Source organism: Acinetobacter sp. YH12145 (assembly GCF_013418335.1).
GTDB lineage: Bacteria > Pseudomonadota > Gammaproteobacteria > Pseudomonadales > Moraxellaceae > Acinetobacter > Acinetobacter amyesii.
In genome coordinates this window covers 42,944-69,059 of sequence record NZ_VPCE01000005.1, presented here as the reverse complement: position 1 = coordinate 69,059, position 26,116 = coordinate 42,944, and the positions used below count along the sequence as shown (strand labels likewise).

Genomic DNA, 26,116 nt, shown 5'->3' with positions numbered 1-26,116 from the left:
GCCATATTAAAGCATATTGATTGTGAAACTTTTATGACCATGGCCTATTTCTTTAGTAAGATCGATGGCTGATTTTTCTGATCGACCAACCACGCATTCATTTCCACTAAATCAGCTTCCGTTAATTTCCCAACTGAGGCTTTGAGTTGCAGTACATGTATTAAATAATCGTACTTAGAATTCAGATAATCTTGACGGGCTGAAAAGGCATTACGCTGTGCCAGTAGCACATCAACCATAGTTTTCAGACCTTCTTGGTACTGGGCTTGTGAGGCCAAAGACACTTGCGCGGAAGAATCCATCGCGGCTTTACGTGCCTGTAATTTACTTTGATCCGTTTCGACTTGCATATAAGATTTTTTTACATCGGTTTGTGCTTTTCGAATTGCTGCATCCACCTGAGCTTGGCTTTTCTCAACATTGATCGACGCTTGCTTAATGGATTTCTGTGTCCGTCCGCCATTAAACACATTCCAGTTCATTTCAATCCCCACCTGATCAAATTGACCATCTTGCGACATGATGGATTGTGGACTTTGCTTGTTATACCCATAGGTCCCTACCGCTTCAATCTGAGGATATAAGGCGGCTTTTTCGACACGTTTACCATCTTCCGCATAACGTTGTTGCATACGCGCTTGTAAAATGCCTAGGTTCTGCTCCTGAGCCAGTTCTTCCCACGCTTGTACATTGTTTGGAATCGGTTTTTCAAACTGAAAATCTTCACGTAACACCGCCAAATTTTCTCGATATGGCCCAATCAACTGTTGTAATTGTTCCTGCGCCAAAACCAATTGAACATTGGTTGCCATGCGGTTGGCCCGAGCATTTTGATATTGAGCATTGGCTTCGCTGACATCACTTTTTGCCACCAAGCCTTCTTTTAATTTAGCATTCATCATGCGCAGCTGTTCAGATAGCGCCTGTTCTTCTTGTAAGTTGGCAACCGTCAATGCTTGCTGACGTAGGACATTAAAATAAGCTTCAGAGACATTTAAAATATGATCTTGTTTTTGAATCCGCAGATTAATTTCACTTAAATTAATCGAGGTCTTGACTTGCTTCAGCCCTTCCCATGCATCCCAACGAAAAATGGGCTGACGGGCAGTGAGCGCAATTTGTCTTGTTGTGGTGCTGTCTGGCATGATCAGCCCGGCTTGAGCGCCGCTTTGGTTGGAATTTTGATTTTTTCGGGTCACATTTCCGGAGATTGTTACCGTCGGGAGTAAGTTCCCATTGGCAATCCCCAAATTCAATTTATCCGCTTCATATTGTAGTTTATTGGCTTGCCAATTGGGGTCTTCTTGTTTTGCACGTTCATAAGCTTGCACAAGATCTAGCGCACACGCCCATTGACTCGTGAAAAGCAAACAAAGACCCACCACAACTTTTTTGTTCATTTTTTTTGTAAATTCCTAATATTCAAATACCCGAGATTGAATATTCAAGCCTAAAACTAAGCAAATACTAATCATATCCTTGCAAATTTCCGTATGATTTTTATTAATTTTTTATATCAAATGCGACAAAACCGGATAATTTCAGTCGTTTTCAGACACTACTCACAACGCTATAACAAAGAACTGTACAATAGTACACATATTGCACGTGTTTCATCTATAAAATAGTCGACATTCCATCGGACAATACCACTTCTATAGCGCATCGAGTTCCTGTGTCAAAATTTTTTCAGCTGCCTGCAAAGTTTAGTGCAATGTTTTTATGTTTCAGTATGTTAAATGGATGCCAACAACAGCCTGAACCTCAACCTGCACCAGAGTTTCCCAACAATAAGACTGTTCAAAAAGAAGCAGTCGATTTGTCTTTGCTGTGCAAAAAACTTGAAAAAAACATGCTGGAAATAGACGATCAACGAACAACTTTCGCTTTAGAACAAATCAACCAAGATCTCAAAGTCTGCTTACCGCTGTTAAAAGCGGACGAACAAAAAAAATTACTGCGTTTGTCCAATCAAATGTATCGCAACTTTTTACATGTTGAACGTACAGCTCAACAGCAAATGGCGTTCGAACAATTTGCCTTTGATATGGCTCAGCATCCCACCATTCAACAAAATCATTATGAGCAGCTCACTCCCCGAGATCAGTATTTACTGAAACATAAAGGCCAAGCTTATGTGGAGTTGTTCGATGCAGGTGAAGGACAATTACGCTATCGCCGCAGTCCTGAATATTTAGCCAAAATTTTTGCGCCTTATATGGAAGAATCTGAGCAAATCTTTATTGAAAAACTGGCTGAACAAAATGCACAACCTGCCTTGCTGCAACAAAGTTTAGCCATTGAGCCACAAGAGATTGCGACACGTGCAATTTTTTGGGAAGACTATCTCAAACAATATCCAGATAGCCCATACAAAAAAGATGCACAACAATTGCTATATCAATATAGCCAGTTGTTATTTATTGGTTCAGCGCATAGCCCAGTTTCCAATGACTTTTCAGACCGCCTCAGTATTCAAGCCAGTTCTTTAGAAGAAATTGAACGCTTGGCTCAATTAAAAAACTCCATATTGGCAGATCAGGCGCGTTTATTTTTAAAATTATTAGATCAAAATACTGCTGCATCTAATCAGCGATCAGAAGCGCAGCTGTTGAATTTCATTGGTGTCCGCAATCCTGATCCGCATTATAAGAAAGACTGTTTTAGTGACGCCATCTGTGTAAATCAGTCCTCTACTTAGCCAATGCAAGTTCAATTGCACACGGGCCTAGCCAAAATTCTGCACTGCAAAATCGATGAAAAATAACACTGTTTTAAAACAGCCTTCATGCTAATATCCGTACAAAGCTTGACGGAGCGCAGGTAATTTCCTGCTGAGATCATCTAAATTTAGTTCGCTAAATTTAAGGATGAGTACCGTTGAACCTGATCAGGTTAATACCTGCGTAGGAATCAAGCCATCTAAAAACTTAAGCCCTTCTTATCTCTTGGTTTTACGCCTTTATTATCAGGTGAATCCATCAGATAAACTGCCACGTTTTTGGTCGTGCTTGATTCGTTGATGTCATTCATAAGGATCATTGCAATGAACCAATTAACGAATCTCACCGCTTCAGATCGCGCTGCTCAACATGAACAAGATGCTAAAGATCTCACTCGTATTCTCCCCGCGTCAAAAAAAGTCTATATCCAAGGCTCACGTCCAGATATTCGTGTACCAATGCGTGAAATTAGCCTTACAGATACGCCTACAGGTATGGGTGGAGAAAAAAATCTGCCGATCATGGTTTATGACACCTCTGGTGCTTATACAGACCCCAATATTCAAATTGACCTGAATCAAGGTCTACCTAATGTCCGTGAATCTTGGATCGAGTCTCGAAATGATACGGAAATACTCGATACCTTAACTTCAAAATTTGGACAAGAGCGTCTTCGAGATATTCGTACTGCAGAGATTCGTTTTGCGCATATTTCAAAACCCCGTCGCGCTCGTCGTGGGCACAATGTCTCTCAAATGCACTATGCCAAACAAGGCATCATCACCCCTGAAATGGAATACATTGCGATTCGTGAAAATCAGCGTCAGCGTGAAGGTGTCGATATGCGCCAACATGCCGGTCAAAATTTTGGCGCACGTAATTTAACTGAAATCACCCCCGAATTTGTACGTCAAGAAGTGGCTGAAGGTCGTGCCATTATCCCTGCCAACATTAACCACCCTGAATGTGAACCGATGATTATTGGTCGTAACTTCTTGGTGAAAATCAATGCCAATATTGGTAACTCAGCACTTGGTTCAAGCATTGATGAAGAAGTGGCAAAAATGACGTGGGCAACTCGTTGGGGCGCTGACACCATTATGGATTTATCGACAGGTAAAAATATCCATGAAACCCGCGAATGGATTATTCGCAACTCCCCTGTACCGATTGGCACCGTGCCGATTTACCAAGCTTTAGAAAAAGTTGATGGTGTCGCAGAGGACTTAACCTGGGAAATTTTCAAAGACACACTGATTGAACAAGCCGAGCAAGGTGTCGATTACTTTACGATTCACGCAGGCGTGTTGCTTCGTTATGTTCCACTCACCGCCAACCGTTTAACTGGTATTGTGTCACGTGGCGGATCCATCATGGCGCAGTGGTGCTTAGCGCATCATGAAGAAAACTTCCTGTATACGCATTTTGATGAAATCTGCGAAATCATGAAAGCCTATGATGTGTCATTCAGTTTAGGTGATGGTTTACGTCCGGGATGTATTCAAGATGCCAACGATGAAGCCCAATTTAGTGAATTACGCACCTTAGGTGAATTGACTCACCGGGCATGGGAGCATGATGTACAAGTCATGATTGAAGGCCCAGGCCATGTACCAATGCACATGATCAAAGAAAATATGGATCTACAACTCGAGGTTTGCAAAGAAGCACCTTTCTATACCCTTGGACCACTCACCACCGATATTGCCCCGGGCTATGACCACATTACCTCTGCCATTGGTGCGGCAATGATTGGTTGGTATGGCACCGCCATGCTGTGTTATGTGACCCCGAAAGAGCACCTTGGTCTACCAGATAAAAAAGACGTCAAAGATGGCATTATCACCTACAAAATTGCAGCCCATGCCGCAGACCTTGCCAAAGGTCATCCCGGTGCGCAGGCTCGTGATAATGCATTATCCAAAGCACGCTTTGAATTCCGCTGGGAAGACCAATTTAATCTGAGCTTAGACCCTGATACAGCGCGTAGCATGCATGATGAAACTATGCCGAAAGAAGCACATAAATCAGCCCATTTTTGTTCGATGTGTGGACCTAAATTTTGCTCGATGAAAATCACACAAAATGTGAGAGATTATGCAAAAAATCAGCAAGATATGCAGCTTTCTTCAGAATCTAATCCTGAAATTGAAACAGGTTTACAAAGCATGAAAGCGGCCTATCATGAACATGGTCAAAAGTTGTACCACAAAGTGTAAAGCTTAAAAAAAATCTTTTGTATTCAACAAAATCTCGGTTAGGATGAAATGGAAGATTTCATCCTAATTAGCGCTTATGAATATTATTAAACAGGCCACATATAACAAAAAAGATTACAGCATTGAAGGGCGTGAACATCTTTATAAAGGCTTTATTCAAGTTGAAAAAGTTCAGCTTCGACACCGCTTATTCCATCAAGACAGCATGATTCCAACCATTCAGCGTGAATTGATTCATCGTCCTGAAGCAGCAGGTGTGCTGATCTATAGTCATCAACAACAAAAATTTGCCTTAATTGAACAATTCCGCATTGGGGCGATTGATGATGAAACTTCGCCATGGCAACTAGAGATTATTGCCGGCGTGCTCGATGGTGATGAATCTGCTGAAAGCTGCATCCGCCGTGAAAGTTTGGAAGAATCAGGCTGTGAATTAGATGCACTACAGCATTTATTTAGTTTTTATCCCTCTGCGGGTGCCTGCGCGGAATTATTCCACCTTTATAGTGCTGAAGCTGAACTTCCTGAACATGGCGGAGTCTTTGGCATGCCTGATGAAGGAGAGAATATTCAATTGCATATCTTAGATTATGCTGATATTCCTGAATTATTAACCAATGGTCGGCTAAAAAACGCACCTGTCATTATGGCCTTGCAATGGTTACAACAACAAATACATACTACAAGGAATGTCTAAGGGGAAGGACATGACTTTAAGGGATACACCACAATACGACTGGACACTGATCCAGATCTCGGACACACATTTAATGGATCAGGAAGATCTTGAATTTGTCCGCATGAATCCAGAACAGAGTTTTCACGATGTGATTCAACAAATTCAGTTGAACCATCATCACATCGATACGCTTGTCCATACTGGCGATCTTGCACAAGTGCCGGTAGAGCGTACCTATGCGCGTTATCTCGAATATATGCAACAGCAGCCGTTTCCGTTTTATCAGATTCCGGGGAACCATGACGAAGCGTCTTGCTTCCCATTTCATCAACAGGAAGATCGTGCTCACTGCATCGCATTAGGCAATTGGTGTCTGATTTTACTGAACAGTGCGGTTAAAGGAAAAGTGGATGGTTGGGTATCACAACAGCAGTTGGAACAATTAGATCAGTTACTCACAGCACACCCACAGCAACACATCATTGTGGCATGCCACCACCACCCTTTTGCCATGCAATCGCATTGGATAGATCAGCATAAACTAAAGAACGCTGAACATCTCATAGATGTGCTTTCACGCCATGACAATGTCAAAATTGTACTATGCGGACACGTACATCAAGACTCGTCTAATCAATGGCGCAATATTCAGTTTTTATCGACGCCTTCGACCAGTGTTCAGTTCAAACCACATAGTGAAAATTTTGCCTTAGATGAGGCTTTACCAGGGTATCGTGCACTCTATCTGAATGATAATGGTGAATTTAAAACTGAAGTTGTTCGGGTCAAATTGAAACAACCTCAAATTAATGTTGAAATTTCAGGTTATTAACTTTTCAATTTGATTTTTTTGCTTTACTTTATGGCATCTAAAGGAAAAGTGATAGTTAGAATCCAAACATCAAAGACTATCAATAAGCAGAAAAAGTCTATATGATGACGACCCCCACAGAAGGAAACTCTGTGTTGGGTGGATAAAAAACTTGCATATCACCATATTTTTTGCGTATAGATATATGCATATGATGAGGAATGCCCTACATGGCGAATGACAACCAAAATCAAGTCTTAGACGAACAAACTGATGTAGTAGACGAAAAGTCTACCAAACGCGTGCGCAAATCAAAGCCAAAGGCGACTGAAGGTGGTTCTACTGCAAGCTTATTTGGTATTGAACCTTATCAGCCTAAAAAGAATGAAGAATACATGTCTGAAGGGCAACTTGAGCATTTCCGTCACATCTTATTGGCGTGGAAAGCTGAGTTAATGTCTGAAGTAGACCGTACTTTGAATACCATGCAAGACGAAAATACTGCGCTTCCAGATGTGAACGACCGTGCAACGCAAGAAGAAGAATTTGCGATTGAACTTCGTACACGTGACCGTGAACGTAAACTGATCCGTAAAATTGAACAATCAATTGAAGCGATCAAAAATGATGACTACGGCTTCTGTGAAACGTGTGGTATCGAAATTGGCTTACGTCGCCTAGAAGCACGTCCAACAGCAACTTTATGTATCGACTGCAAAACACTTGCAGAGATCAAAGAGAAGCAAAATAACGGTTAATTCTGTGTTGAGTAATTCCTCTCTAGCCCTCCCTTTAAAAAAGGGAGGGAAAGTTGCAGAGCATTACGTGGGTCGGTTTGCGCCATCGCCAACCGGCCCTTTGCATTTTGGCTCTTTAATTACAGCAGTCGCAAGCTACTGCGATGCCCGTGCCCATCAGGGGCAATGGGTCGTTCGTATCGAAGATACCGACATTCCACGTATATTCCCCGGCAGCGAAGAACACATCTTACGTTGTATTGATGCATTTCAATTCGAACCAGATACCGAGATCATTTTCCAAAAAGACCGCCTCGAAATCTATGAGCAAGTCATTGCGCATTTGCATGCCCAAGACTTGGTCTATGCTTGTCAATGCACCCGAAAAATGCTCGGTTCGAATCATATCTATCAAGGTACATGTCGCAATCTGGGCCTTCCCCTTCAGGATCAGGCCATTCGAATCAAAGTCGATGCACAGAACATTTGTTTTACCGACCGCTTACAAGGGACGCATTGCTCCAATCTGCAACAAGATTTGGGCGACTTCGTCTTAAAACGCCGTGATGGCATTATCAATTATCAACTTGCTGTCGTGGTGGATGACTACCTACAAGGGATGACCCATGTCGTACGTGGAGCTGATCTTTTGGACAATACCGAACGTCAAATTTGGCTCGGACAGGTTTTGGGTTATCCACGCCTTGAATACATGCACTTGCCATTGGCAATGAATAATCAGGGACAAAAACTGTCAAAACAGAATATGGCTCAAGCTCTTGATTTAAACCAAGCAGCACCTTTATTGCAACAAGCATTGCAGGCCCTACACCAACCGCCAGTCGACTTAGACACGCCGCGTATTATGCTGCAACAGGCGATTGCGCAGTGGGATATTCAACATATTCCCCATGGCACAGCATTGCCTCAAATCTATCAATAAACCCACATCCCTATCTGAGCCAATCACTCGATATTCAATTGAATTATGCTTTAATAAAGTGATCAATCGACCATTGGAGAGCCTAATGTTTTTTATTTTTGGAGTTGGTCCGAAAACCAAAGTCATTGAAAAGAGCCAATTTACTTGCCCTGTCTGCCGCAGCAGAACTCAGTATGAGTTGAAACAGCAACGTAATTATTTTTCTTTATTTTTTATTCCATTGATTCCACTATCTAAAGCCAAGGCGAGCTTGGTCAAATGTCTCCATTGTGGAACAGAGATGCCGGCCAGTGTACTCCACCATGCATCTCCTGATCCGCAACGAGATACGAATTTAGAAGCTTGATTCTTCTTTACTTGGGTTTACTTCTTTGGTCGTCGCATCGATCTTTAAGATCAGACTCACCATTACCGCACAGATAATCAGAGAAGATCCCCCATAACTAATAAACGGTAAGGTCAAACCCTTGGTTGGAAGCATGCCCATGTTCATGCCGGCATTCACCAAAATTTGCAGCAAGAAAATAATACTGATGCCATAAGCCAAGTAGCCTGCACGTAAATACTGATGACGTAATGCACGATGACCAATGCGAATACAGCAGACCAACATCACAAATGACAGTGTCAATACCGTCAAAATCCCAAAGAAGCCAAATTCTTCACCCAAAACCGCCAACATGAAGTCGGTATGTGCCTCAGGTAAATACGACATTTTTTGAATACTATGACCTAAGCCGACACCAAACCATTCACCACGACCAAAAGCCATTAATGCATTAGACAACTGGTAGCCTGCACCTAATGGATCATTCCACGGATTTGAGAACGACATCAAACGTTCTAAACGGTAGGGTTCAAATAAAATCAAGAACACAAAAGCCATGATGATCGCACCAAAGGCAATTGCGAACTGAATCAACGGTGCTCCTGCGAGGAAGAATACCCCTAGCATGGTTAAGGCAATCACCACCGTCGCCCCTAAATCGGGCTCAGCCATGACCAAACCGACAGTTGCAGCCATAATCACTGCCAATCGCACCAAGCCTTTGATGTTATTACGGACTTCTTCGGCACGCCGTACCACATAGTCTGCGGTAAATATCGCCATCATGACTTTGGCGACTTCCGAAGCCTGTAAGGTAAAACCAGCGATCCGAATCCAACGCTTAGAACCGTTGACTTCAGTACCTACCGCCAAAACGGCAGCTAACAGGACAATGGTCACAATCCATAAAAAGAAGGTGTTGTTAAACCAGACATTTAACGGCACTTTATAGGCGATATACGCAGCCATGGCGGCAGCGGCAATCGAAATCCCGTGTCGTGAAATGTAATGGAAGGCATTTTCATGCATGCGCTCTGCATAAGGCATCGAAGCAGATGCCACCATGATCGACCCAATACACAACAATGCCAAAACACAGAACATTAAAACATTGCGCACGTTGACCTCGGCAGGTAACCGAGGAATCCAACGCTCTACAACTTCATTTATTCTATTTATGGTCGCCTGAGCTAACCCAGCCATACAACTTTCCTTATCATTCTTTTAAACGAGTGCATTCACACAATCAACAAATTGGTGTCCACGCTCACTGTAGCCTTTAAACATATCAAAACTTGCGCACGCTGGAGACAATAACACCACATCATTGGCTACCGCATTTTGTTGGCACAGCTCAACCGCTTGTTTCAAACTTTCAGCATGAATCAGCGTGGTTGTCCCTTCAATCGCTTTTTCAATAATTGGACGATCTTCACCAATCAATACCGCAACTTTGGCATATTTTGAAAGTGAATCACGCAGCGCAGTAAAGTCCTGCCCTTTGCCTTGACCACCTAAAATAATCGCCACTTTACCGCCTTTGGCTTCAATCGCAGCACCTAGGCCATCAATCGCAGCTAAAGTCGCACCAATATTGGTGCCTTTAGAGTCATTATAATAACGAACACCATGCACTTCTTTGACAAATTCACAGCGGTGCTCTAAACCTTTAAATGTTTTCAAAGTTTCCAACATGCCCTCTAGTGGCAAACCAATCGCTTCACCCAAAGCTAAACATGCCAAGGCGTTTGCCACATTATGTGTCCCTTGGATATACATATCTGCACTTTTCAGTAAACGCTCACGACCACGTGCCAACCAAATTGTGCCATCAGTATCACGTAAAATACCGAACTGATTCATATCTGGTGCATTTAAGCCAAAGCTTTGCATTGGGGTGACATCTGGAACCAATGGACGTGTTAATGAGTCATCACGGTTATACACCACTTTTTTCACCGCTTGGAAAATACGATGCTTCGCAGTGTGATAGCCCATCATATCGCCATGACGGTCCAAATGGTCTTCACTCATGTTCAACACCACAGCCACTTCTGCGGCCAAGTTCGACGTGGTTTCTAATTGAAAACTTGAAAGCTCTAAAACATAAAGTTCAGGATCATCTTTGGTGAGATCCAAAGCTGGACGACCCAAGTTGCCACCCACTGCCACTTTTTTGCCTGCATCTGCTGCCATAAGACCAAATAAAGTCGTTACGGTACTTTTCGCATTCGAACCTGTAATCGCGACAATCGGCTTAACTGTCGCACGACGTAAAATTTGAATTTCTGAAACCACAGGAATGTTGGCTGCAATGGCCGCCTGAATTTGCGGTAATTTTGGATCTAGCCCCGGGCTGATAATAATTTCTTCTGCTTGAAGTAATAAATCTTGATCCAACTGACCAAAACTGGTTTGTACATCACTTGGAATTTGATCATGACCCGGTGGGACTGCTCGTGAATCGGTGACTGCAACGCGGTAGCCATGGCTATGTAAGAAATTCACTGCGGAAACACCAGAAATCCCTAATCCGGCAACAACCTTCAATCCACCACGCTGTATTAACATTTTCGCCCCATTTTTTGGTCAGTTTTTAAATCTGACAAAATGTTAGCATTTTGCTGTTTTGAATGCTTTTTATGTTTTCACTTTCTCGCAGTTTTTTTGTGTCCGCTCGTAAAAAAACCGCCCATCTTGGGCGGTTTCTTCAAGCAATTGACGGTGAGTTTATTTCCATTTCACCGCTTGTACTTCAGCTTTTTTTGCAGATGGATTATCCGAAGCTGAACATCCACAACCGCCCGCACAGCCTGCGACCATTTTGGGCTTTAACCATTTGGCCAAACTGTTCCAACCACGGTTTGCACAGTGCTCAGATAAAGTTGTGAAGACTGAGTTTGATGTTTTTGGAAATACCTTCTTAAACACCACGACAGCACTCCAAATCACCAATACCGCAATAATTATTGATTCAAGCATGTCTCTCTCCTTTGTTCAGCTTTTGCCATTCACAATTCACGATCCAAAATAGCGTGTTGCAATTTGATACGTGATGAATGCCATTAGATAAGCCAAACCAAATAAATAGATAGTCATGAAACTCACCGTTTTCAAGGAGCCAGTTTCACGTTTAACTGTCGCCAATGTCGCCAAGCAATGTGGCGCATAAATAAACCATACCAATAATGATAGACCGGTTGCCAATGACCAACCCAATGACCCATCGCTACTAATTAAATTTGCCAGACCTTGAGACATGGCATCTTCATCTGTTGCAGACAAGGCATACACCGTACCCAATGCCGCTACAACGACTTCACGTGCAGCCATCGCTGGAATTAAGGCAATACAGATCTGCCAGTTAAAACCTAATGGTGCAAAAATCGGTTGTAATACATGCCCAAGCATACCTGCCAATGAATAATCAATATCCGGCAAAGTTGCGCCTTCTGGCGGTTGCGGGAAAGTACACAAGAACCATAACAAAATCGATAAAGCGAAGATGATGCCACCGACACGTTTCAAGAAGATCTTGGCACGGTCCAGTAAACCAATCCAAACACTCTTAATATCTGGGAAACGGTAGCTTGGAAGTTCCATCAATAAGGCATGCTGTGATTTATCTTTTTGGAAGAATTTCAGCACTGTTGCCACAATTAAGGCACTCACAATCCCTGCTGCATATAATGCAAATAACACCAAGCCTTGTAAGTTAAAGACGCCCCAGACCATTTGCTGTGGAATAAATGCTGAGATCAGCAAGGCATAAACCGGTAAACGTGCCGAACACGTCATCAACGGCGCAACTAAAATCGTTACCAGACGATCTCGAGGGTCTTGAATACTCCGGGTTGCCATAATGCCCGGTACAGCACAGGCAAAGCTCGACAGCAAAGGAATAAAAGCACGTCCACTCAAACCCGCTTTAAACATCAGCTTATCTAGCAAGAATGCTGCACGTGGTAAATAACCTGATTCTTCTAAAACCAAGATAAAGAAGAATAAAATTAAAATCTGCGGCAAGAACACCACCACACCGCCTGCACCCGCAATGATCCCATCAACCACCAAGCTGTTCAGGAGTGGATGTGAAATGTGTTCACCGACTAATTCACCGAACCAACCGAAGAAGGTTTCAATACCATCCATAAACGGCGCAGCCCACGCAAACACCGCTTGGAAGATAATAAACATCATCACCGCTAAGGTAATTAAACCAAAGACTGGATGTAGAAAAATTTTATCGAGGAAGTCTGAGCGTTTATCTTCATGATCAACAAACACCACCACGTCTTTTAAAATTTGTTCAATTTTTTCGTGGTTAGTCCCAGAAAGATTGGTATCACTTAATGACGCATCTGGTTTTCTGAAGCCTTCGGCATCCAAAGCGCCCATTAAGTTTTCAATACCTGCATTACGTACAGCAACGGTTTCTACGACAGGCACCCCCAAACGCTGAGACAGCTTTTGGGTATTGATTTGCATGCCACGACGACGTGCTTCATCCATCATATTGAGGACAAGTAAAATTGGACGACCCAAATCGATCATTTCCATGACCAAACCGAGGTGCAATTTTAAGTTTGTCGCATCAACTACACATAAAAAGACATCTTGATGCCCTTCTTCTGCAATTTTACCTTGCACAACATCACGCGTAATGGCTTCATCAGGACTCGTCGCTTCTAAGCTATATGTCCCCGGCAAATCCAAAACTCGAACAGATTTACCCGATGGCAACGTAAATTGACCAACTTTACGCTCAACCGTTACCCCAGCATAGTTTGCAACTTTCTGACGTGTGCCCGTTAAATGATTGAATAATGAAGTTTTACCACAGTTTGGATTACCAACGAGGGCAATACGTAACGCATCACTCATGCTGATGCCCCTTCCATTGCTATTTCCACTTTTTCAGCTTCTACTTTTCGCAGTGCGAAACGAGTAAACCCAACTTGAATTAAAATCGGGTCACCACCAAAAATACCTTTGGTAATCACCTGTACTTTTGTTCCGGGAACAAAACCCAAAGTCTCTAAACGGCTAGCGACTAAATCAGCCGGAGCATTGTTGCCATTCTGGTTACGATGTACCTTATGAATGACTGCGCTTTGTTTCACTTTCAAATCAGATAATCGCACGCAACTAACCCTAAAAAATTTTGAACATTATACAAACAAATGAGAATAATTAACAAATCGGATTCGATTTCAATTCTCATTTAACAATCTAGCATCGACACGACTATTTTTTTAAATTACATTGCATTAAACCATTGTGATTTCTTGGTTTAATTTCGAAAATGAGCGGCACATGTTAAATAAAAAACCACGTATTCCAACCCCAGTCCAAATTCCAGAATCACTCAGTTTTTTACACGGATATCGTGATCATTTAATAGCTCAAACCGTCAGTCCACACACTCGAAATGCATATTTATCTGATTTAATTCAATGCAGTGAGTGTCATACGCATGTCATGACTGATTGGAGCAGTGACGACATTTCAGATGTCTTGCTTAGTCTGACTAAACAAGGAAAAAGCCCTCGCTCGATCGCCCGCTCACTTTCTGCACTGCGTTCATTTTTCAAGTTCTTGCGTGAACAAAAAATACGCAGTGACAATCCTGTTGCAATCCATAAAACACCCAAATTGGGTCGTGCCCTACCAAAGGATTTATCTGAAGCAGATGTCGAAGCCCTGATTAATGCCCCAGACCTCAACACCGCATTGGGTCTACGTGATCGTGCCATGCTCGAAGTGCTGTATGCCTGTGGTTTACGTGTCTCTGAGTTATTAAATTTAAGATTAGAACTGATCAATCTTAAACAAGGCTATTTACGAATTACCGGTAAAGGCAATAAAGAACGCTTAGTTCCTTTAGGTCAAATGGCGGTGGAATGGATCGAGAAGTATTTAGCTGAAGCACGTCCCGTCTTATACAAAAGCGCAACCGATGCTTTATTTCTCACTCAACTCGGTGGAATGATGAGTCGCCAAAACTTTTGGTACGCGATTAAACGCTATGCGCTCATTGCAGGCATTCAAGCCGAATTATCACCACATACCTTACGCCACGCCTTTGCCACGCATTTGCTCAACCACGGTGCCGACTTACGTGTCGTGCAGATGCTGCTCGGCCACAGTGACTTGTCTACCACGCAAATTTATACCCATGTCGCGCAGATTCGTATGCAAAAATTACATGCAGACTATCATCCGAGAGCTTAACGGCAGGAAATATCAGACCAAGAAGTTCTATTGTGCCCGATATTTTTTGCTATGCTTACTCACCTGTTTGATAAAGCTAAAAGAAAAGGGTTGTTTATGTTATTTACCCGTTCAAAAATTTTTCTCGCATCGACACTTGTTGCCAGTATGGCGTTAGTGGCTTGTTCTAATTCAAATAATGACGAAAAGAAAGATGCGACATTAACGGCAAGTACGCCTGCAACTGGTGAAGCTTCGAATTTATCTGAACGTAATGCTCAGCAGCGTTTAATTGATACTTTGCAATCTAATCTGCAAAAAGCCAATATCAATGCCAAAGTCACTGGGGTGAAAGCGACTGAAGTTCCTAATTTGTTTTGGGTAAGCTTTGAAGGCATGCCTGCGGTCTATGCTACATCTGATGGTAAATACATTTTCCAAGGCGACGTGGTTCGTTTAGGTGAAAAGCAACTCTTTAATGTAGGCGATACCCTACAAGCAGCAGCCAACAAAAAATTATTTGATCAATTAAAAACTGAAGACCTACTGATCTATAAAGCCAAAGGTAAAACCAAACACGTGGTTTATGTGTTTACCGATGTTAGCTGTCCTTATTGCCATAAATTACATGAACAAATGGATGATATTAATGCCCGTGGCATTGAAGTCCGTTATATCGCTTGGCCACGTGGTGAACAACACATGCCAATGATGGAAACTATCTGGTGTAGCAAAGACCGTCGTGCCGCATTTGATAAAGCCATTGCCGGTGAGCAAATCGAGCCTGCATCATGTCAAAACCCTGTGCGCAGCATGTATGAAATGGGTCTAAATATTGGTGTGAATGGTACGCCAGCGATCTATAACGCAGAAGGCAAACACATCGGTGCTTACATGTCGGCTTCCGAACTTGAAAGTGCGCTTAAATAACTAATTTTTATAGGCTAAATGAATGTTTTTTATGGGTGGGAATAAAGTGATTTCTACCCTAGAGTCCGAACGTTTTTTTAGCTATGATCTAAACTCACTTAAAGCAATGATGAAATAAATGGAGTGTGACGTGAAACCAGTTCGTCTGGCAATCCTCGGTCTTGGTACTGTGGGTGGTGGTGCCCTTAAACTACTAAAAGAAAATGCTGCTGAGATTAAACGTCGCACCGGTCGTGAAATTGAAATTACCCATGTGGGTACGCGTCGCCCTCGTCCTGATTTAGAACTGCCTGCTTCAGTGAAGCAAAGTGCTGATTTATTGGATATCGTCCGTCAACCCGATGTAGACGTTGTGGTTGAAGTTATGGGCGGCATTCACCCTGCGTATGAAGTGATTCGTGAAGCAATCGTTCATGGCAAACAAGTAGTGACCGCCAACAAGGCGTTATTAGCTGAACACGGTAATGAATTATTTAAATTGGCCGATGATCATCACGTTCAGATTGCTTATGAAGCAGCTGTCGCAGGTGGTATCCCAATTATTAAAGTCCTCCGTGAGGGTTTGGCAGCCAATAAAATTGACTGGCTGGCTGGTATTATTAACGGTACAGGGAACTTTATCCTGACTGAAATGCGTGAAAAAGGTCGTGCCTTTGCAGATGTTCTCAAAGAAGCGCAAGAACTCGGTTATGCCGAAGCAGATCCAACCTTCGACGTCGAAGGGATCGATGCAGCGCACAAGTTAACATTGCTGGCTTCTATTGCTTTTGGTATCCCACTCCAGTTTGACAAAGTATTCACTGAAGGCATCAGCAAAGTTACTGCGCAAGATGTGAAATATGCTGAAGACCTTGGTTTCCGTATTAAACATTTAGGTATTGCACGTCGTGCTGCAACGGGCATTGAACTTCGTGTTCATCCAACGCTGATCCCTGAAGACCAACTGATTGCCAATGTAAATGGCGTTAAAAATGCTGTGTTGGTTCAAGCCAATGCCGTTGGTCCAACGCTTTACTATGGCGCAGGTGCAGGTGCAGGCCCGACAGCATCAGCAGTGGTTGCCGACGTTGTCGATATTGTCCGTGACATCTCATATACCGAAGATGGTGCAGGTACAATTCCACAGCTTGCGTTTGAAGCTCTAACTGATTTACCAATTCTTCCACGTGAAGAAATGACCACTGGATACTACATCCGTATTAATGCCGAAGATCAAACTGGCGTTCTTGCTGATGTCACTACGATTTTAAGCCGTGCAGGAATCAGCATCGATGCGATCATGCAACAGCCGCGCTTAAAAGACCTTATTCCTATCGTGATTCTGACTGATCCAGTTAAAGAATCTAAAATGGATGAAGCCCTTCAACAAATTCAAGCATTGCCTGTCATTCATGGCGAAATTGTACGAATTCGTTTAGAATCGCTTGATAATTAATCGGGTCGAGGGGAATATTTCAGTTCCTCTCGCCAAGCTCTACACACAATTGGAACATCATCATGTCTAATGCCAATCGTTATACTGGTTTAGTTGACCGCTATCGCGACCGTTTACCCGTATCTGCAACTACTCGCGCAATTTCTTTGGGCGAAGGTAATACGCCACTGATTAAGCTTGAGAATATTCCACGCATTATTGGCAAAAATGTTGAAATTTATGTGAAGTACGAGGGCTTAAACCCGACTGGTTCATTTAAAGACCGTGGTATGACCATGGCTGTAACAAAAGCAGTTGAAGAAGGCTCTAAAGCAATTATCTGTGCATCTACAGGTAATACATCTGCTGCAGCGGCTGCTTATGCTGCACGTGCAGGCATTAAAGCATTTGTGCTCATCCCAGAAGGCAAAATTGCCATGGGTAAAATGGCGCAAGCGATGATGTACGGTGCGGTAACGATGCAAATCCACGGTAACTTCGATGACGGTATGCGTCTTGTAAAAGAAGTTGCAGATCAAGCACCAGTTACGATTGTAAACTCAATCAACCCATACCGTCTGCAAGGTCAAAAAACCATTGCTTACGAAATCGTTGACGAATTAGGTCGTGCGCCAGATTACCACTGCCTACCTGTAGGTAATGCGGGTAACATCACAGCACATTGGATGGGTTATACCGAAGCTGTGGCGAATCAGCCTAAAGAAGAATTTGTACAAGTCGTTTATGATCCTGAAACTGATCAATTCACAGGTCCAAAACCTGCGGGTCTACCAACAATGGTGGGTTACCAAGCTGCTGGCGCGGCACCATTCCTACGCGGCGCACCTGTAGAAAACCCTGAAACAGTAGCAACTGCAATCCGTATTGGTAATCCACAAAGCTGGAACCATGCTAAAGCCGTAGTCCGCGACTCAGAAGGCTGGTTCGATGAACTTCAAGATGCTGAAATCTTAGAAGCACAGCGTCTACTGTCTATGTACGAAGGTGTATTCGTAGAACCTGCTTCTGCAGCGTCTATCGGTGGTGCGATTCGTGACATTAAAGCAGGTAAAATTGCTGAAGGTTCTGTGATCGTATGTACTGTAACAGGTAACGGTTTAAAAGATCCTGACACTGCCATCAAGCAATGCCAAGACGCCGTGATGTTGTCGATTGATGCAACTATGGATCAAGTTCGCGATTCAATTCTGTCAAATATGTAATTCATATGCTGACTAAATAAAAAAGCCCTGCTCTTGCAGGGCTTTTTTATATCTTGCATCCACTTCAGCATTTAAACGTTGAGTAAATCCAAATACTGAAAGAATGAAAAATCTGAAATCTTATTAAATACGTTTTGGTAACTGGCTCGCCCAATTCATTAAACGTGTCGCATCATTGGTTCGTGCAACTGAAGAATCCGCACCCAATAACACCACTACCGCTGGACGGTTATTCAATGTGGTATGCATCACTACACAGCGCCCTGCTTCATTAATAAATCCAGTTTTTGAAATATTAATATTCCAACCACCATTACGCACTAAAGCATTAGTATTGTTTGATTTCAATACGCGGTAGCCCAAATTAAAGTCATAACTTGGTGTGGTTGAAAATTGACGAATCAAACCATACTGCGAAGCGGTATTCACCAAAATACCTAAGTCACGTGCCGAAGCGACATTGCCTGGATGCAAGCCAGTCGATTCCATATAATGAGTCGAGTTCATCCCCAATGAGCGTGCTTTCGCATTCATCGCTGCAATAAATGCAGAACGACCACCTGGATAAGTACGTGCTAATGCCGAAGCCGCTGGATTTTCAGACTTCATTAAAGCAAACAGCAATGCTTCTGCGCGGTTCATACTGTCGCCAGCACGAAGTGTTGAACTTGAGCTTTTACAACCTGAACATGAGAAATCAGACTGTTGTAAGGTAATCTTTTCAGACATGTTTAATCGGGCATCTGAAATCACTACTGCTGTCATGAGTTTGGTAATCGATGCAATCGGTAAAGCGGTATTGCTATTTTTGCTATACAGCACCTCACCGGTTTGCCCATCCATAACCAATGCCGCACGTGCATTTACAGAAGGCTGACCTGCGTATTGATTGGTATCAATGATACGGACCGTTTTCGATGGTGCTGTCTGTACCACACCGCCTGTACTACGTACAGAAGTAGTCACTTTAGTTGACCCTTGAGGAGATGGCTCTTCAGCGCTATAAGACACGTCACCGTTGAGTAACTGGTTTGCATCTTCAGATGACCAGCTAATATTTGACTGCTGATTTGCAGCACTATTCATCACAATTTCAGCAGAACTGAAACTGCTCATACTGAATAAAATTGACATGCCCAAAACGTGCATGAAGGATTTATTTAATTTTTTCACCATTGCTCACTCAACTCAGGATACTAAACATTTGCGCAAGACCAGCAATATGCCGTACATTGGTCACAACTACGAACATTTTTTGCTCACACATTGTGTATGAAGTTTTTCATTTCATATAAGAATAGGATTGCTAATTTTGTCGTTTCATTGCAAGCTTATTTTGCTTTATGTAACAAAAAAAACAGATTTTGATTTGAGGGAGAGTGTAGGTGATCACAGTTTTGGTGGTAGATGACCATGAATTAGTCCGTACTGGTATTTGCCGTATGCTCGAAGACCATGCAGATGTCCAAGTCATTGGACAAGCCGAATCTGGTGAAGATGCGATTACACTTGTTCGCCAACACCATCCAAATGTCGTTTTATTAGATGTCAATATGCCGGGGATCGGAGGTGTAGAAACCACACGTCGCCTACTTCAAACAGCGCCAGATACAAAAGTCCTCGCAGTCAGTGGACTTGCTGAAGAACCCTACCCGTCTTTATTGTTAAAAGCAGGTGCCAAAGGCTATATCACCAAAGGTGCACCAGTTACTGAAATGGTCCGTGCGATTAATAAAGTGATGCAAGGCGGCAAATATTTCAGTGCAGACATTGCAGAACAACTGGCCAGCTCATATTTGTCTGATACACAACAATCACCTTTTGACGCCCTGTCTGAGCGTGAAATGCAAGTTGCCATGATGGTGGTCAATTGTATTAGTGCGCAAGAAATTTCTGATAAATTATTCGTTAGTGTTAAAACAGTGAATACCTACCGTTACCGCATTTTTGAAAAACTGAATATTGATAGTGATGTCAAACTAACTCACTTGGCGATTCGCTACGGGTTAATCAAACCTTAACACAACGTACATCCTGTTACTTATGACACAGCGTTCAATTCATAGTGAATTGAACCAGTATCATTTAGGCCTTTGGTACAGTGCTTATCGCTTTATCATCAGTGCCTGTCTGTTACTGGTCTTTTTACTGACCTACACTCAATTCACTTCAGATTATGAATACCCACGTTTATACCTATATGTATTGACGATTTATTTGCTGTTTACCAGCATTCAATTCATGTCGCTTGGACGCTTCAAAGTCCGTATTCCAAACCAGCTACTGCTGTTATTCATCGTAGATGTGATTTCGCTGAGCTTACTGACCTTAGCCATCGATGGACCCAATTTACATTTGAGTTTGCTGTTTGTGATTACGATTTTTGCAGCATCCCTGTTATTAGATGCCCAAAAAGCTTTGGTCATCACCCTCATCGCTGTGATCTGCGTGGTGTATCAACTGTTTTTAGGTTCAATTCTTGAATTTACTTCACTCAAAAATTTAACCAACAGTGCGATTTTGGCTTTTTTATTTTGTGTGGTGTATGGCAGTGCGCAAATTGCCGTGAAACGTTTTCAGTTACTAGAAAATCTGAATTTTTCGCAATCCTTAGAACTCCATCGACTACAAAACATTAACCGCTATATCTTGGAGCAGATTGATACGGGCTATTTGGTGTTAGATGAAAACTGTCATGTGGTACTGAGTAATCCTGCTGCTTGTCATTTACTCGGCATGCCGAATTCTTATCATCATGACCAATATCCACTGTATACCACGCAGCCAGACTTATTTGAATTACTCAAATTTGAAGATTTAAAAAGCGGTGAAAAATTCCAATTTGAATCCCAACAAAGCCAATACCACATTCAGGTACTCGTACAAAAACTCGTTGTGCCGCATCAAATGCTGACCTTGCTGATTTTACAAGATGCACAAAAACTCAATCAGCAAGTGCAACAATTAAAATTAGCTGCTTTAGGGCAACTCTCCGCCAGTATTGCACATGAAATTCGCAATCCTTTAGCCGCAATTGTGCATGCCAATGATTTATATCCGCAAAGTGATACCGAACAACAGCACATGTTGAATCATATGATTTCACGTCAAGCGGTGCGGATTGACCGAATTATTCAAGATACCCTAAATATGGTGCGTAATAAGGAAACCCACCCTACTCGTCTGAATCTAGAACAATTTTTACCGCTGTTCCTACAAGAAGATCTGGCAGACATTCAACAGAACATTCGGCTCAATGTGCAAGCCAAAACCTTGATCGATTTTGATGAGGCACAATTCAGACAAATTTTAATCAACCTGATTCGTAATGCGATTCGCCATAACAATCCGGACATGTCGTATATCGAAGTGGTGGCGCGTACGGATCAGAAAAAAGTCCAGATCGATGTCCGAGATTTCGGTAATGGGGTTGCTTTACAAAACCGCGCACAGTTATTTCAACCATTTTTTAGTACCGAAATTACCGGAACTGGTTTAGGATTATATCTTGCTCATAGCTTCTGTGAAGCGAATCAAGCACAGCTTTCCTATGTAGAACAAAAACAGGGAGCTTGCTTTAGGATTGAGTGCTTACAAGCTGTTATTTAATTGTTTTTAGGGGAAAACTGTGGATTCACAACCACTGGTATTATTAGTTGATGACGAAGAAGACTTATGTATGCTAATGCAAATGTCTTTATCAAGGATGGGGGTTAAAACGCATGTTGCACATCGCCTCGATGAAGCTAAAAAAGCCTTGTCTACCTATAGCTACGATGCCTGTCTAACCGATCTCAACTTACCCGATGGTAATGGTCTACAGCTCTTAGATTGGATGAATGAACACTGTCCTGCCCTGCCCGTTGCTGTGCTCACAGCCTATGGCAACATGGACATTGCCATTGCCGCATTAAAGGCGGGAGCATTCGATTTTGTCAGCAAACCGATCAATCCAAAACATCTTGAACAACTGCTACAAAAAGCCCTGAATAAGCCATTGGCCGAAGACATTACTTCGCAAGATGCTTTAGAACATAAAATGTTGATTGGTGAATCGCTTCCAATCCAGCAATTGCGTCGAACTCTAAAGAAAATTGCACGTTCACAAGCACCTGTTTTTATTACGGGTGAATCTGGTACGGGTAAAGAGGTCGTGGCCAATCTGGTTCACCGTTTAAGCAACCGTAATGAAGGGCCCTTTATTGCTATTAACTGTGGGGCAATTCCCACAGAGTTAATGGAAAGTGAACTTTTTGGCCATAAAAAAGGCAGCTTTAGTGGTGCCACCCAAGACAAGCAAGGTCTGATTCAATCTGCACATGGTGGTAGCTTATTTCTGGATGAAATTGCCGAATTACCTTTAGCCATGCAAGTTAAACTGCTACGTGCGGTACAGGAAAAACGTATTCGCCCCGTAGGTTCAGACTGTGAAATTGATGTTGATTTCCGTGTGATCAGTGCCAGTCATCAGGACTTAGAAGCTCTTGTCCAACAAGGTCGATTCCGCCAAGATTTATTCTTCCGTATCCATGTGATGGATTTAGTGTTGCCTGCCTTACGTGAACGTGGCGACGACATCCTCTTATTGGCACAACATTTTATTCAAAAAATTAGCCATGAATGGGAAATTGCCACTAAGCCTCTGACTGAACGAGCGAAAAACTTCCTACTCAGCCAATACTATCCGGGTAATGTCCGTGAACTCCGCAATATTATCGAACGTGCCATGACCCTCTGCGATGATGAGCAAATTGATCTTCAACATCTGCAAAGTGCGCCATTAAGACAACCGAGTGCTCAGTTCAATTCCGCTCCAACAACGAATGATTCTGCACAGCTTGCTGCAAACAGCAACGAACAGAGTGTGGTTCCTCGTAAAATACCTGAAGAAGGTTTAGAACTCTTTTTAGAAAATATCGAAAAAGAAGTGCTCATGAATGCGTTGAACATCACCCACTGGAACCGAACCCTTGCCGCAAAAAAATTAGGCATGTCATTCCGCTCATTGCGCTATCGTTTGAAAAAATTCGGCTTAGATACCGAAGACGAAGAGTAAAAGCTTTCCAGCGTATTGCTATTTATTTTTGATTCAGCAATAACTCTGCAACATGATCGACATAGTGATCTTCACGTGCATCATGTTGCAGCGGATAGTTATAGTCTGGCTGCACCCCAATTCCTTCAATCATTTTGCCATTCGGGGTCAGATATTGCGACACAGTCATTTGTAAAGCCGCACCATTACTCAATGGAAATAGCTTTTGAACCACACCTTTACCATAACTTTTCTCACCCGCTACCCATGCACGTTTATGCTCTTTTAATGCTGCGGTAAAGACCTCTGCGGCAGAAGCGGAACGATTGTTGATTAAAATGCCGACTTTCATATTTTGAAATTCAAAACTCGGTAAAGCCTGAAACTGTTGGTCACCCTCAGATCGACTTCGAGTCGACACAATAATGCCCTGATTCAAAAATAAATCGGCAGACTCCACTGCTGCGGACAATAACCCCCCGGGATTATTTCTTAAATCAAACAATACGGCTTTGACACGTGAACCATGACTTTCAATTAAACGCTTAATTTCATTGGCTGTATCTTGTTGAAAAACTTTAACGTGTAAAACTAAAACCTGATTATTTAATAATTTAGATTCAATATCTGTTTCAACTTTAGTGTTTCTGACCAAATTAATCGGTTGACTTGCAGTTATCAATTGTAGATTCAGCGTAGAGCCGATACTGCCGGTGAGCAGGTGTCGTACTTGATCTTGATTAAGTTTTTTGAGTTCTTGATCATCAATTTTAAACACCGCCGCGCCATTTTTCAGACCTAGCTTTGCTGAATCGGCATCAGGTTTTAAATTGGTGATGACCCATTGCTGCAAACCTACATCAAAGCGCAAATTGAAATCGACACTCGCAATATCCCCTTCGGTGTATTGCAAAAGCTGCTTATAGTCTTCAGGTGAAAGATATCGTGAATAACGGTCTAAACCACTGACCATGCCTTTGATGGCTTGTTGGAATAATGCATCGTCATTTTTTTCAACTACATAATTTTCTTTGACAATGCCATAGATCTGAACAAATTGTTGGATCGATTCGACAGGTACTTCGGCATAACTTTGTTCATAGCTGCCATCAAATTCATCGAAAGCCGACTTTGCTTTGTCGGCTCCCCATGTCGAATGACTAGAACACAGCAGCAAGGCTGTAAGGCTTACAACTGACGTCCAGTGTGCTTTAGTCATTCATGCTTCCTTACATTTTAAGCTTCAAGAGTAATCAAGTTACGACCTTGCATTTCTGTTGGTACAGGAATGTGCATAAGCGTTAACAGTGTCGGCGCTACGTCAGCCAAAACACCACCTTCTGCAATTGTTGCATTGGTCGGACCAACATAGATAAACGGTACAAGTTCAGTGGTATGTTGAGTATGCACCTGACCACTTTGGTAATCCTGCATTTGCTCTACGTTACCATGATCGGCAGTCACGAGCATGTGACCTTTATTTGCCATCACAGCTTCATATACACGACCTAAGCACGTGTCTACGGCCTCTACTGCTTTGACTGCTGCATCAAACACACCAGTATGACCAACCATATCACCATTGGCATAGTTCACAACCAGTAAGTCGTACTCACCTGAATTAATTGCGGCAACCAATTCATCAGTGACTTCATAAGCGCTCATTTCTGGTTTTAAATCATAGGTCGCAACGTTTGGTGATGGAATCAAAATACGTTTTTCACCCGGATATTCATCTTCACGACCACCACTGAAGAAGAAGGTCACGTGTGCATATTTTTCAGTTTCAGCAATACGAAGTTGTGTTTTACCCAAATTAGACAGGTATTCACCAATCGAGTTATGCAACGCTTCTGGCATATAAGCCACAGGTGCATCAATTGTCGCTTGGTAACGTGTCAACATGACAAATTTTGATAAAGCGGGAACCACTTTACGTTCAAAACCTGCAAAATCTTTTTCCACAAAAGCTTTGGTAATTTCACGCGCACGGTCAGCACGGAAGTTCATAAAGACAACGCTATCACCATCTTGGATCGGTGCTAAATCACCAATACGCGTCGCTTTCACAAATTCATCTGATTCTTCAGCAGCATAAGCTTGCTCTAGACCTTCAACAGCGGTCGCTGCAGTGCGCACCGCTTCACCTTCAGTTAAAAGACGATAGGCTTGCTCAACACGATCCCAACGGTTGTCACGGTCCATCGCAAAGTAACGACCAATCATGGTAGCAATACGACCTTGACCCGGATACTGAGCAAACAGCGCATCTAATTTTTCAAGCGAAGGTTGTGCGCTTTTTGGTGGCGTATCACGACCATCAAGGAATGCATGAAGATAAACTTTTGCACCACGTTTTAATGCCAATTCAGCCATCGCCACAATGTGATCTTCATGTGAATGCACACCACCTTCAGACAACAAGCCCATAATATGTACAGCACGGTTTGCAGCTTTGGCTTTTTCAACCGCATCGACTAATACGTCATGTTCAAAGAAGGCACCGGTACGAATATCTTTGGTAATACGAGTAAAGTCTTGATACAGCACACGTCCTGCACCAAGGTTCATGTGACCCACTTCAGAGTTACCCATTTGACCATCAGGTAAACCAACGTCTTCGCCAGAGCCTGAAATCAATCCATGCGGATGCTTTTCCTGCATTGCAGTCAAGTTAGGTCGTTTTGCTGCTAAAAAGGCATTGTCCTCGACCGCTTCGCGATGACCCACACCATCCATAATTACCAATACGTGTGGGATTTTGCCAGCAGTTGCATCCGTCATAATGAACACTCTTTCGTTTATAAATTAATCATACTATCTTACCGAATTTTCGGTGAAGACTCTATGTGACAACCATG

At 42.6% G+C, this 26,116-nt stretch carries 23 protein-coding genes and 1 riboswitch; of the genes, 14 read left to right on the top strand and 9 right to left on the bottom strand.

Translation table 11 applies throughout. The annotated features are described in order from the left end of the window. Positions 1-44 precede the first annotated feature (44 nt). The gene (locus tag FTU80_RS06195; RefSeq protein WP_180084526.1) at positions 45-1,400 is read right to left on the bottom strand and encodes a TolC family outer membrane protein; all 1,356 of its coding nucleotides are present in this window, start codon (positions 1,398-1,400) and stop codon (positions 45-47) included. Positions 1,401-1,714: 314 nt separating this feature from the next. Between FTU80_RS06195 and FTU80_RS06190 the strand changes: the two genes are divergently transcribed. From FTU80_RS06190 to FTU80_RS06160, 7 genes are all read left to right on the top strand, one after another. Continuing rightward, positions 1,715-2,701, top strand: a complete 987-nt coding sequence (locus tag FTU80_RS06190) for a hypothetical protein (RefSeq protein WP_180084633.1) — start codon at positions 1,715-1,717, stop codon at positions 2,699-2,701. A gap of 102 nt (positions 2,702-2,803) precedes the next feature. Then, a riboswitch (TPP riboswitch) is annotated at positions 2,804-2,930 on the top strand. A 116-nt stretch (positions 2,931-3,046) separates the two neighbouring features. Further along, on the top strand, positions 3,047-4,942 hold the full coding sequence (thiC, locus tag FTU80_RS06185) for a phosphomethylpyrimidine synthase ThiC (RefSeq protein ID WP_180084525.1): 1,896 nt from the start codon (positions 3,047-3,049) through the stop codon (positions 4,940-4,942). A 76-nt stretch (positions 4,943-5,018) separates the two neighbouring features. Beyond that, entirely contained in the window at positions 5,019-5,639 is a 621-nt protein-coding gene (locus FTU80_RS06180; RefSeq protein ID WP_078192575.1) for an NUDIX domain-containing protein, read from the top strand. Between the two features lie 10 nt (positions 5,640-5,649). Next, a complete protein-coding gene (gene cpdA, locus FTU80_RS06175; protein ID WP_078192576.1) occupies positions 5,650-6,453 on the top strand; it encodes a 3',5'-cyclic-AMP phosphodiesterase in 804 nt (267 codons plus the stop codon). 209 nt (positions 6,454-6,662) lie between these two features. Then, on the top strand, positions 6,663-7,190 hold the full coding sequence (dksA, locus tag FTU80_RS06170; protein ID WP_078189438.1) for an RNA polymerase-binding protein DksA: 528 nt from the start codon (positions 6,663-6,665) through the stop codon (positions 7,188-7,190). 4 nt (positions 7,191-7,194) lie between these two features. Next, positions 7,195-8,112 carry a tRNA glutamyl-Q(34) synthetase GluQRS gene (gene gluQRS, locus FTU80_RS06165; protein ID WP_373684222.1) on the top strand — a complete coding sequence of 306 codons (918 nt, stop codon included), beginning with the start codon at positions 7,195-7,197 and terminating at the stop codon, positions 8,110-8,112. An 85-nt stretch (positions 8,113-8,197) separates the two neighbouring features. After that, complete coding sequence (locus FTU80_RS06160) at positions 8,198-8,458, top strand: zinc-ribbon domain-containing protein (protein ID WP_078189439.1); 261 nt, start codon at positions 8,198-8,200, stop codon at positions 8,456-8,458. On the opposite strand, the gene ftsW is transcribed toward FTU80_RS06160, so the two are convergent. The 5 genes from ftsW to FTU80_RS06135 all read right to left on the bottom strand — a co-directional run bounded on the left by ftsW (position 8,447) and on the right by FTU80_RS06135 (position 13,584). Beyond that, the gene (ftsW, locus tag FTU80_RS06155) at positions 8,447-9,643 is read right to left on the bottom strand and encodes a putative lipid II flippase FtsW (RefSeq protein WP_180084523.1); all 1,197 of its coding nucleotides are present in this window, start codon (positions 9,641-9,643) and stop codon (positions 8,447-8,449) included. The two genes, FTU80_RS06160 and ftsW, sit on opposite strands and share 12 nt — an antisense overlap. Before the next feature lie 21 nt (positions 9,644-9,664). After that, positions 9,665-11,011: a UDP-N-acetylmuramoyl-L-alanine--D-glutamate ligase gene (gene murD, locus FTU80_RS06150; protein WP_180084522.1), complete on the bottom strand. Its 1,347-nt coding sequence runs from the start codon at positions 11,009-11,011 to the stop codon at positions 9,665-9,667. A gap of 159 nt (positions 11,012-11,170) precedes the next feature. After that, positions 11,171-11,422, bottom strand: a complete 252-nt coding sequence (locus FTU80_RS06145; RefSeq protein ID WP_180039944.1) for a DUF6587 family protein — start codon at positions 11,420-11,422, stop codon at positions 11,171-11,173. Positions 11,423-11,458: 36 nt separating this feature from the next. Beyond that, positions 11,459-13,324 (bottom strand): ferrous iron transport protein B, encoded by a 1,866-nt coding sequence (gene feoB / locus FTU80_RS06140; protein WP_180049853.1) that lies wholly within the window; start codon positions 13,322-13,324, stop codon positions 11,459-11,461. Further along, positions 13,321-13,584, bottom strand: a complete 264-nt coding sequence (locus FTU80_RS06135) for a FeoA family protein (protein WP_078189444.1) — start codon at positions 13,582-13,584, stop codon at positions 13,321-13,323. The genes feoB and FTU80_RS06135 overlap by 4 nt, the downstream gene beginning before the upstream one ends. 172 nt (positions 13,585-13,756) lie before the next feature. Between FTU80_RS06135 and xerD the strand changes: the two genes are divergently transcribed. The 4 genes from xerD to thrC all read left to right on the top strand — a co-directional run bounded on the left by xerD (position 13,757) and on the right by thrC (position 18,220). Next, entirely contained in the window at positions 13,757-14,674 is a 918-nt protein-coding gene (gene xerD, locus FTU80_RS06130) for a site-specific tyrosine recombinase XerD (RefSeq protein ID WP_180084521.1), read from the top strand. Between the two features lie 96 nt (positions 14,675-14,770). Next, on the top strand, positions 14,771-15,583 hold the full coding sequence (locus FTU80_RS06125) for a DsbC family protein (RefSeq protein ID WP_180084520.1): 813 nt from the start codon (positions 14,771-14,773) through the stop codon (positions 15,581-15,583). A gap of 130 nt (positions 15,584-15,713) precedes the next feature. Beyond that, complete coding sequence (locus tag FTU80_RS06120; RefSeq protein ID WP_078192857.1) at positions 15,714-17,018, top strand: homoserine dehydrogenase; 1,305 nt, start codon at positions 15,714-15,716, stop codon at positions 17,016-17,018. Between the two features lie 62 nt (positions 17,019-17,080). Continuing rightward, the gene (gene thrC / locus FTU80_RS06115; RefSeq protein WP_078192584.1) at positions 17,081-18,220 is read left to right on the top strand and encodes a threonine synthase; all 1,140 of its coding nucleotides are present in this window, start codon (positions 17,081-17,083) and stop codon (positions 18,218-18,220) included. A gap of 123 nt (positions 18,221-18,343) precedes the next feature. Here the strand turns inward: thrC and FTU80_RS06110 are convergent, their stop codons facing one another. Further along, a complete protein-coding gene (locus tag FTU80_RS06110) occupies positions 18,344-19,393 on the bottom strand; it encodes a serine hydrolase (protein ID WP_180084632.1) in 1,050 nt (349 codons plus the stop codon). Positions 19,394-19,605: 212 nt separating this feature from the next. Between FTU80_RS06110 and FTU80_RS06105 the strand changes: the two genes are divergently transcribed. Genes FTU80_RS06105 through FTU80_RS06095 form a run of 3 tightly spaced genes read left to right on the top strand, consistent with a single transcriptional unit; the run spans position 19,606 to position 23,276 of the window. Continuing rightward, the gene (locus tag FTU80_RS06105) at positions 19,606-20,241 is read left to right on the top strand and encodes a response regulator (protein WP_078189449.1); all 636 of its coding nucleotides are present in this window, start codon (positions 19,606-19,608) and stop codon (positions 20,239-20,241) included. A 22-nt stretch (positions 20,242-20,263) separates the two neighbouring features. Beyond that, entirely contained in the window at positions 20,264-21,829 is a 1,566-nt protein-coding gene (locus tag FTU80_RS06100; RefSeq protein ID WP_180084519.1) for a PAS domain-containing sensor histidine kinase, read from the top strand. 19 nt (positions 21,830-21,848) lie between these two features. Further along, positions 21,849-23,276 (top strand): sigma-54 dependent transcriptional regulator, encoded by a 1,428-nt coding sequence (locus FTU80_RS06095; protein WP_180084518.1) that lies wholly within the window; start codon positions 21,849-21,851, stop codon positions 23,274-23,276. 22 nt (positions 23,277-23,298) lie between these two features. On the opposite strand, the gene FTU80_RS06090 is transcribed toward FTU80_RS06095, so the two are convergent. After that, a complete protein-coding gene (locus FTU80_RS06090) occupies positions 23,299-24,474 on the bottom strand; it encodes a S41 family peptidase (protein WP_180035951.1) in 1,176 nt (391 codons plus the stop codon). Between the two features lie 17 nt (positions 24,475-24,491). After that, positions 24,492-26,039, bottom strand: a complete 1,548-nt coding sequence (gpmI, locus tag FTU80_RS06085; protein WP_180084517.1) for a 2,3-bisphosphoglycerate-independent phosphoglycerate mutase — start codon at positions 26,037-26,039, stop codon at positions 24,492-24,494. Between the last annotated feature and the right edge of the window lie 77 nt (positions 26,040-26,116).

What these genes read in the sequence shown, in the direction of transcription:
- FTU80_RS06195 (WP_180084526.1), bottom strand. Translation starts at nt 1,400, where the DNA reads ATGAACAAAAAAGTTGTGGTGGGTCTTTGTTTGCTTTTCACGAGTCAA.
- FTU80_RS06190 (WP_180084633.1), top strand. Translation starts at nt 1,715, where the DNA reads ATGTTTTTATGTTTCAGTATGTTAAATGGATGCCAACAACAGCCTGAA.
- thiC (WP_180084525.1), top strand. Translation starts at nt 3,047, where the DNA reads ATGAACCAATTAACGAATCTCACCGCTTCAGATCGCGCTGCTCAACAT.
- FTU80_RS06180 (WP_078192575.1), top strand. Translation starts at nt 5,019, where the DNA reads ATGAATATTATTAAACAGGCCACATATAACAAAAAAGATTACAGCATT.
- cpdA (WP_078192576.1), top strand. Translation starts at nt 5,650, where the DNA reads ATGACTTTAAGGGATACACCACAATACGACTGGACACTGATCCAGATC.
- dksA (WP_078189438.1), top strand. Translation starts at nt 6,663, where the DNA reads ATGGCGAATGACAACCAAAATCAAGTCTTAGACGAACAAACTGATGTA.
- FTU80_RS06160 (WP_078189439.1), top strand. Translation starts at nt 8,198, where the DNA reads ATGTTTTTTATTTTTGGAGTTGGTCCGAAAACCAAAGTCATTGAAAAG.
- ftsW (WP_180084523.1), bottom strand. Translation starts at nt 9,643, where the DNA reads ATGGCTGGGTTAGCTCAGGCGACCATAAATAGAATAAATGAAGTTGTA.
- murD (WP_180084522.1), bottom strand. Translation starts at nt 11,011, where the DNA reads ATGTTAATACAGCGTGGTGGATTGAAGGTTGTTGCCGGATTAGGGATT.
- FTU80_RS06145 (WP_180039944.1), bottom strand. Translation starts at nt 11,422, where the DNA reads ATGCTTGAATCAATAATTATTGCGGTATTGGTGATTTGGAGTGCTGTC.
- feoB (WP_180049853.1), bottom strand. Translation starts at nt 13,324, where the DNA reads ATGAGTGATGCGTTACGTATTGCCCTCGTTGGTAATCCAAACTGTGGT.
- xerD (WP_180084521.1), top strand. Translation starts at nt 13,757, where the DNA reads ATGTTAAATAAAAAACCACGTATTCCAACCCCAGTCCAAATTCCAGAA.
- FTU80_RS06125 (WP_180084520.1), top strand. Translation starts at nt 14,771, where the DNA reads ATGTTATTTACCCGTTCAAAAATTTTTCTCGCATCGACACTTGTTGCC.
- thrC (WP_078192584.1), top strand. Translation starts at nt 17,081, where the DNA reads ATGTCTAATGCCAATCGTTATACTGGTTTAGTTGACCGCTATCGCGAC.
- FTU80_RS06100 (WP_180084519.1), top strand. Translation starts at nt 20,264, where the DNA reads ATGACACAGCGTTCAATTCATAGTGAATTGAACCAGTATCATTTAGGC.
- FTU80_RS06090 (WP_180035951.1), bottom strand. Translation starts at nt 24,474, where the DNA reads ATGACTAAAGCACACTGGACGTCAGTTGTAAGCCTTACAGCCTTGCTG.
- gpmI (WP_180084517.1), bottom strand. Translation starts at nt 26,039, where the DNA reads ATGACGGATGCAACTGCTGGCAAAATCCCACACGTATTGGTAATTATG.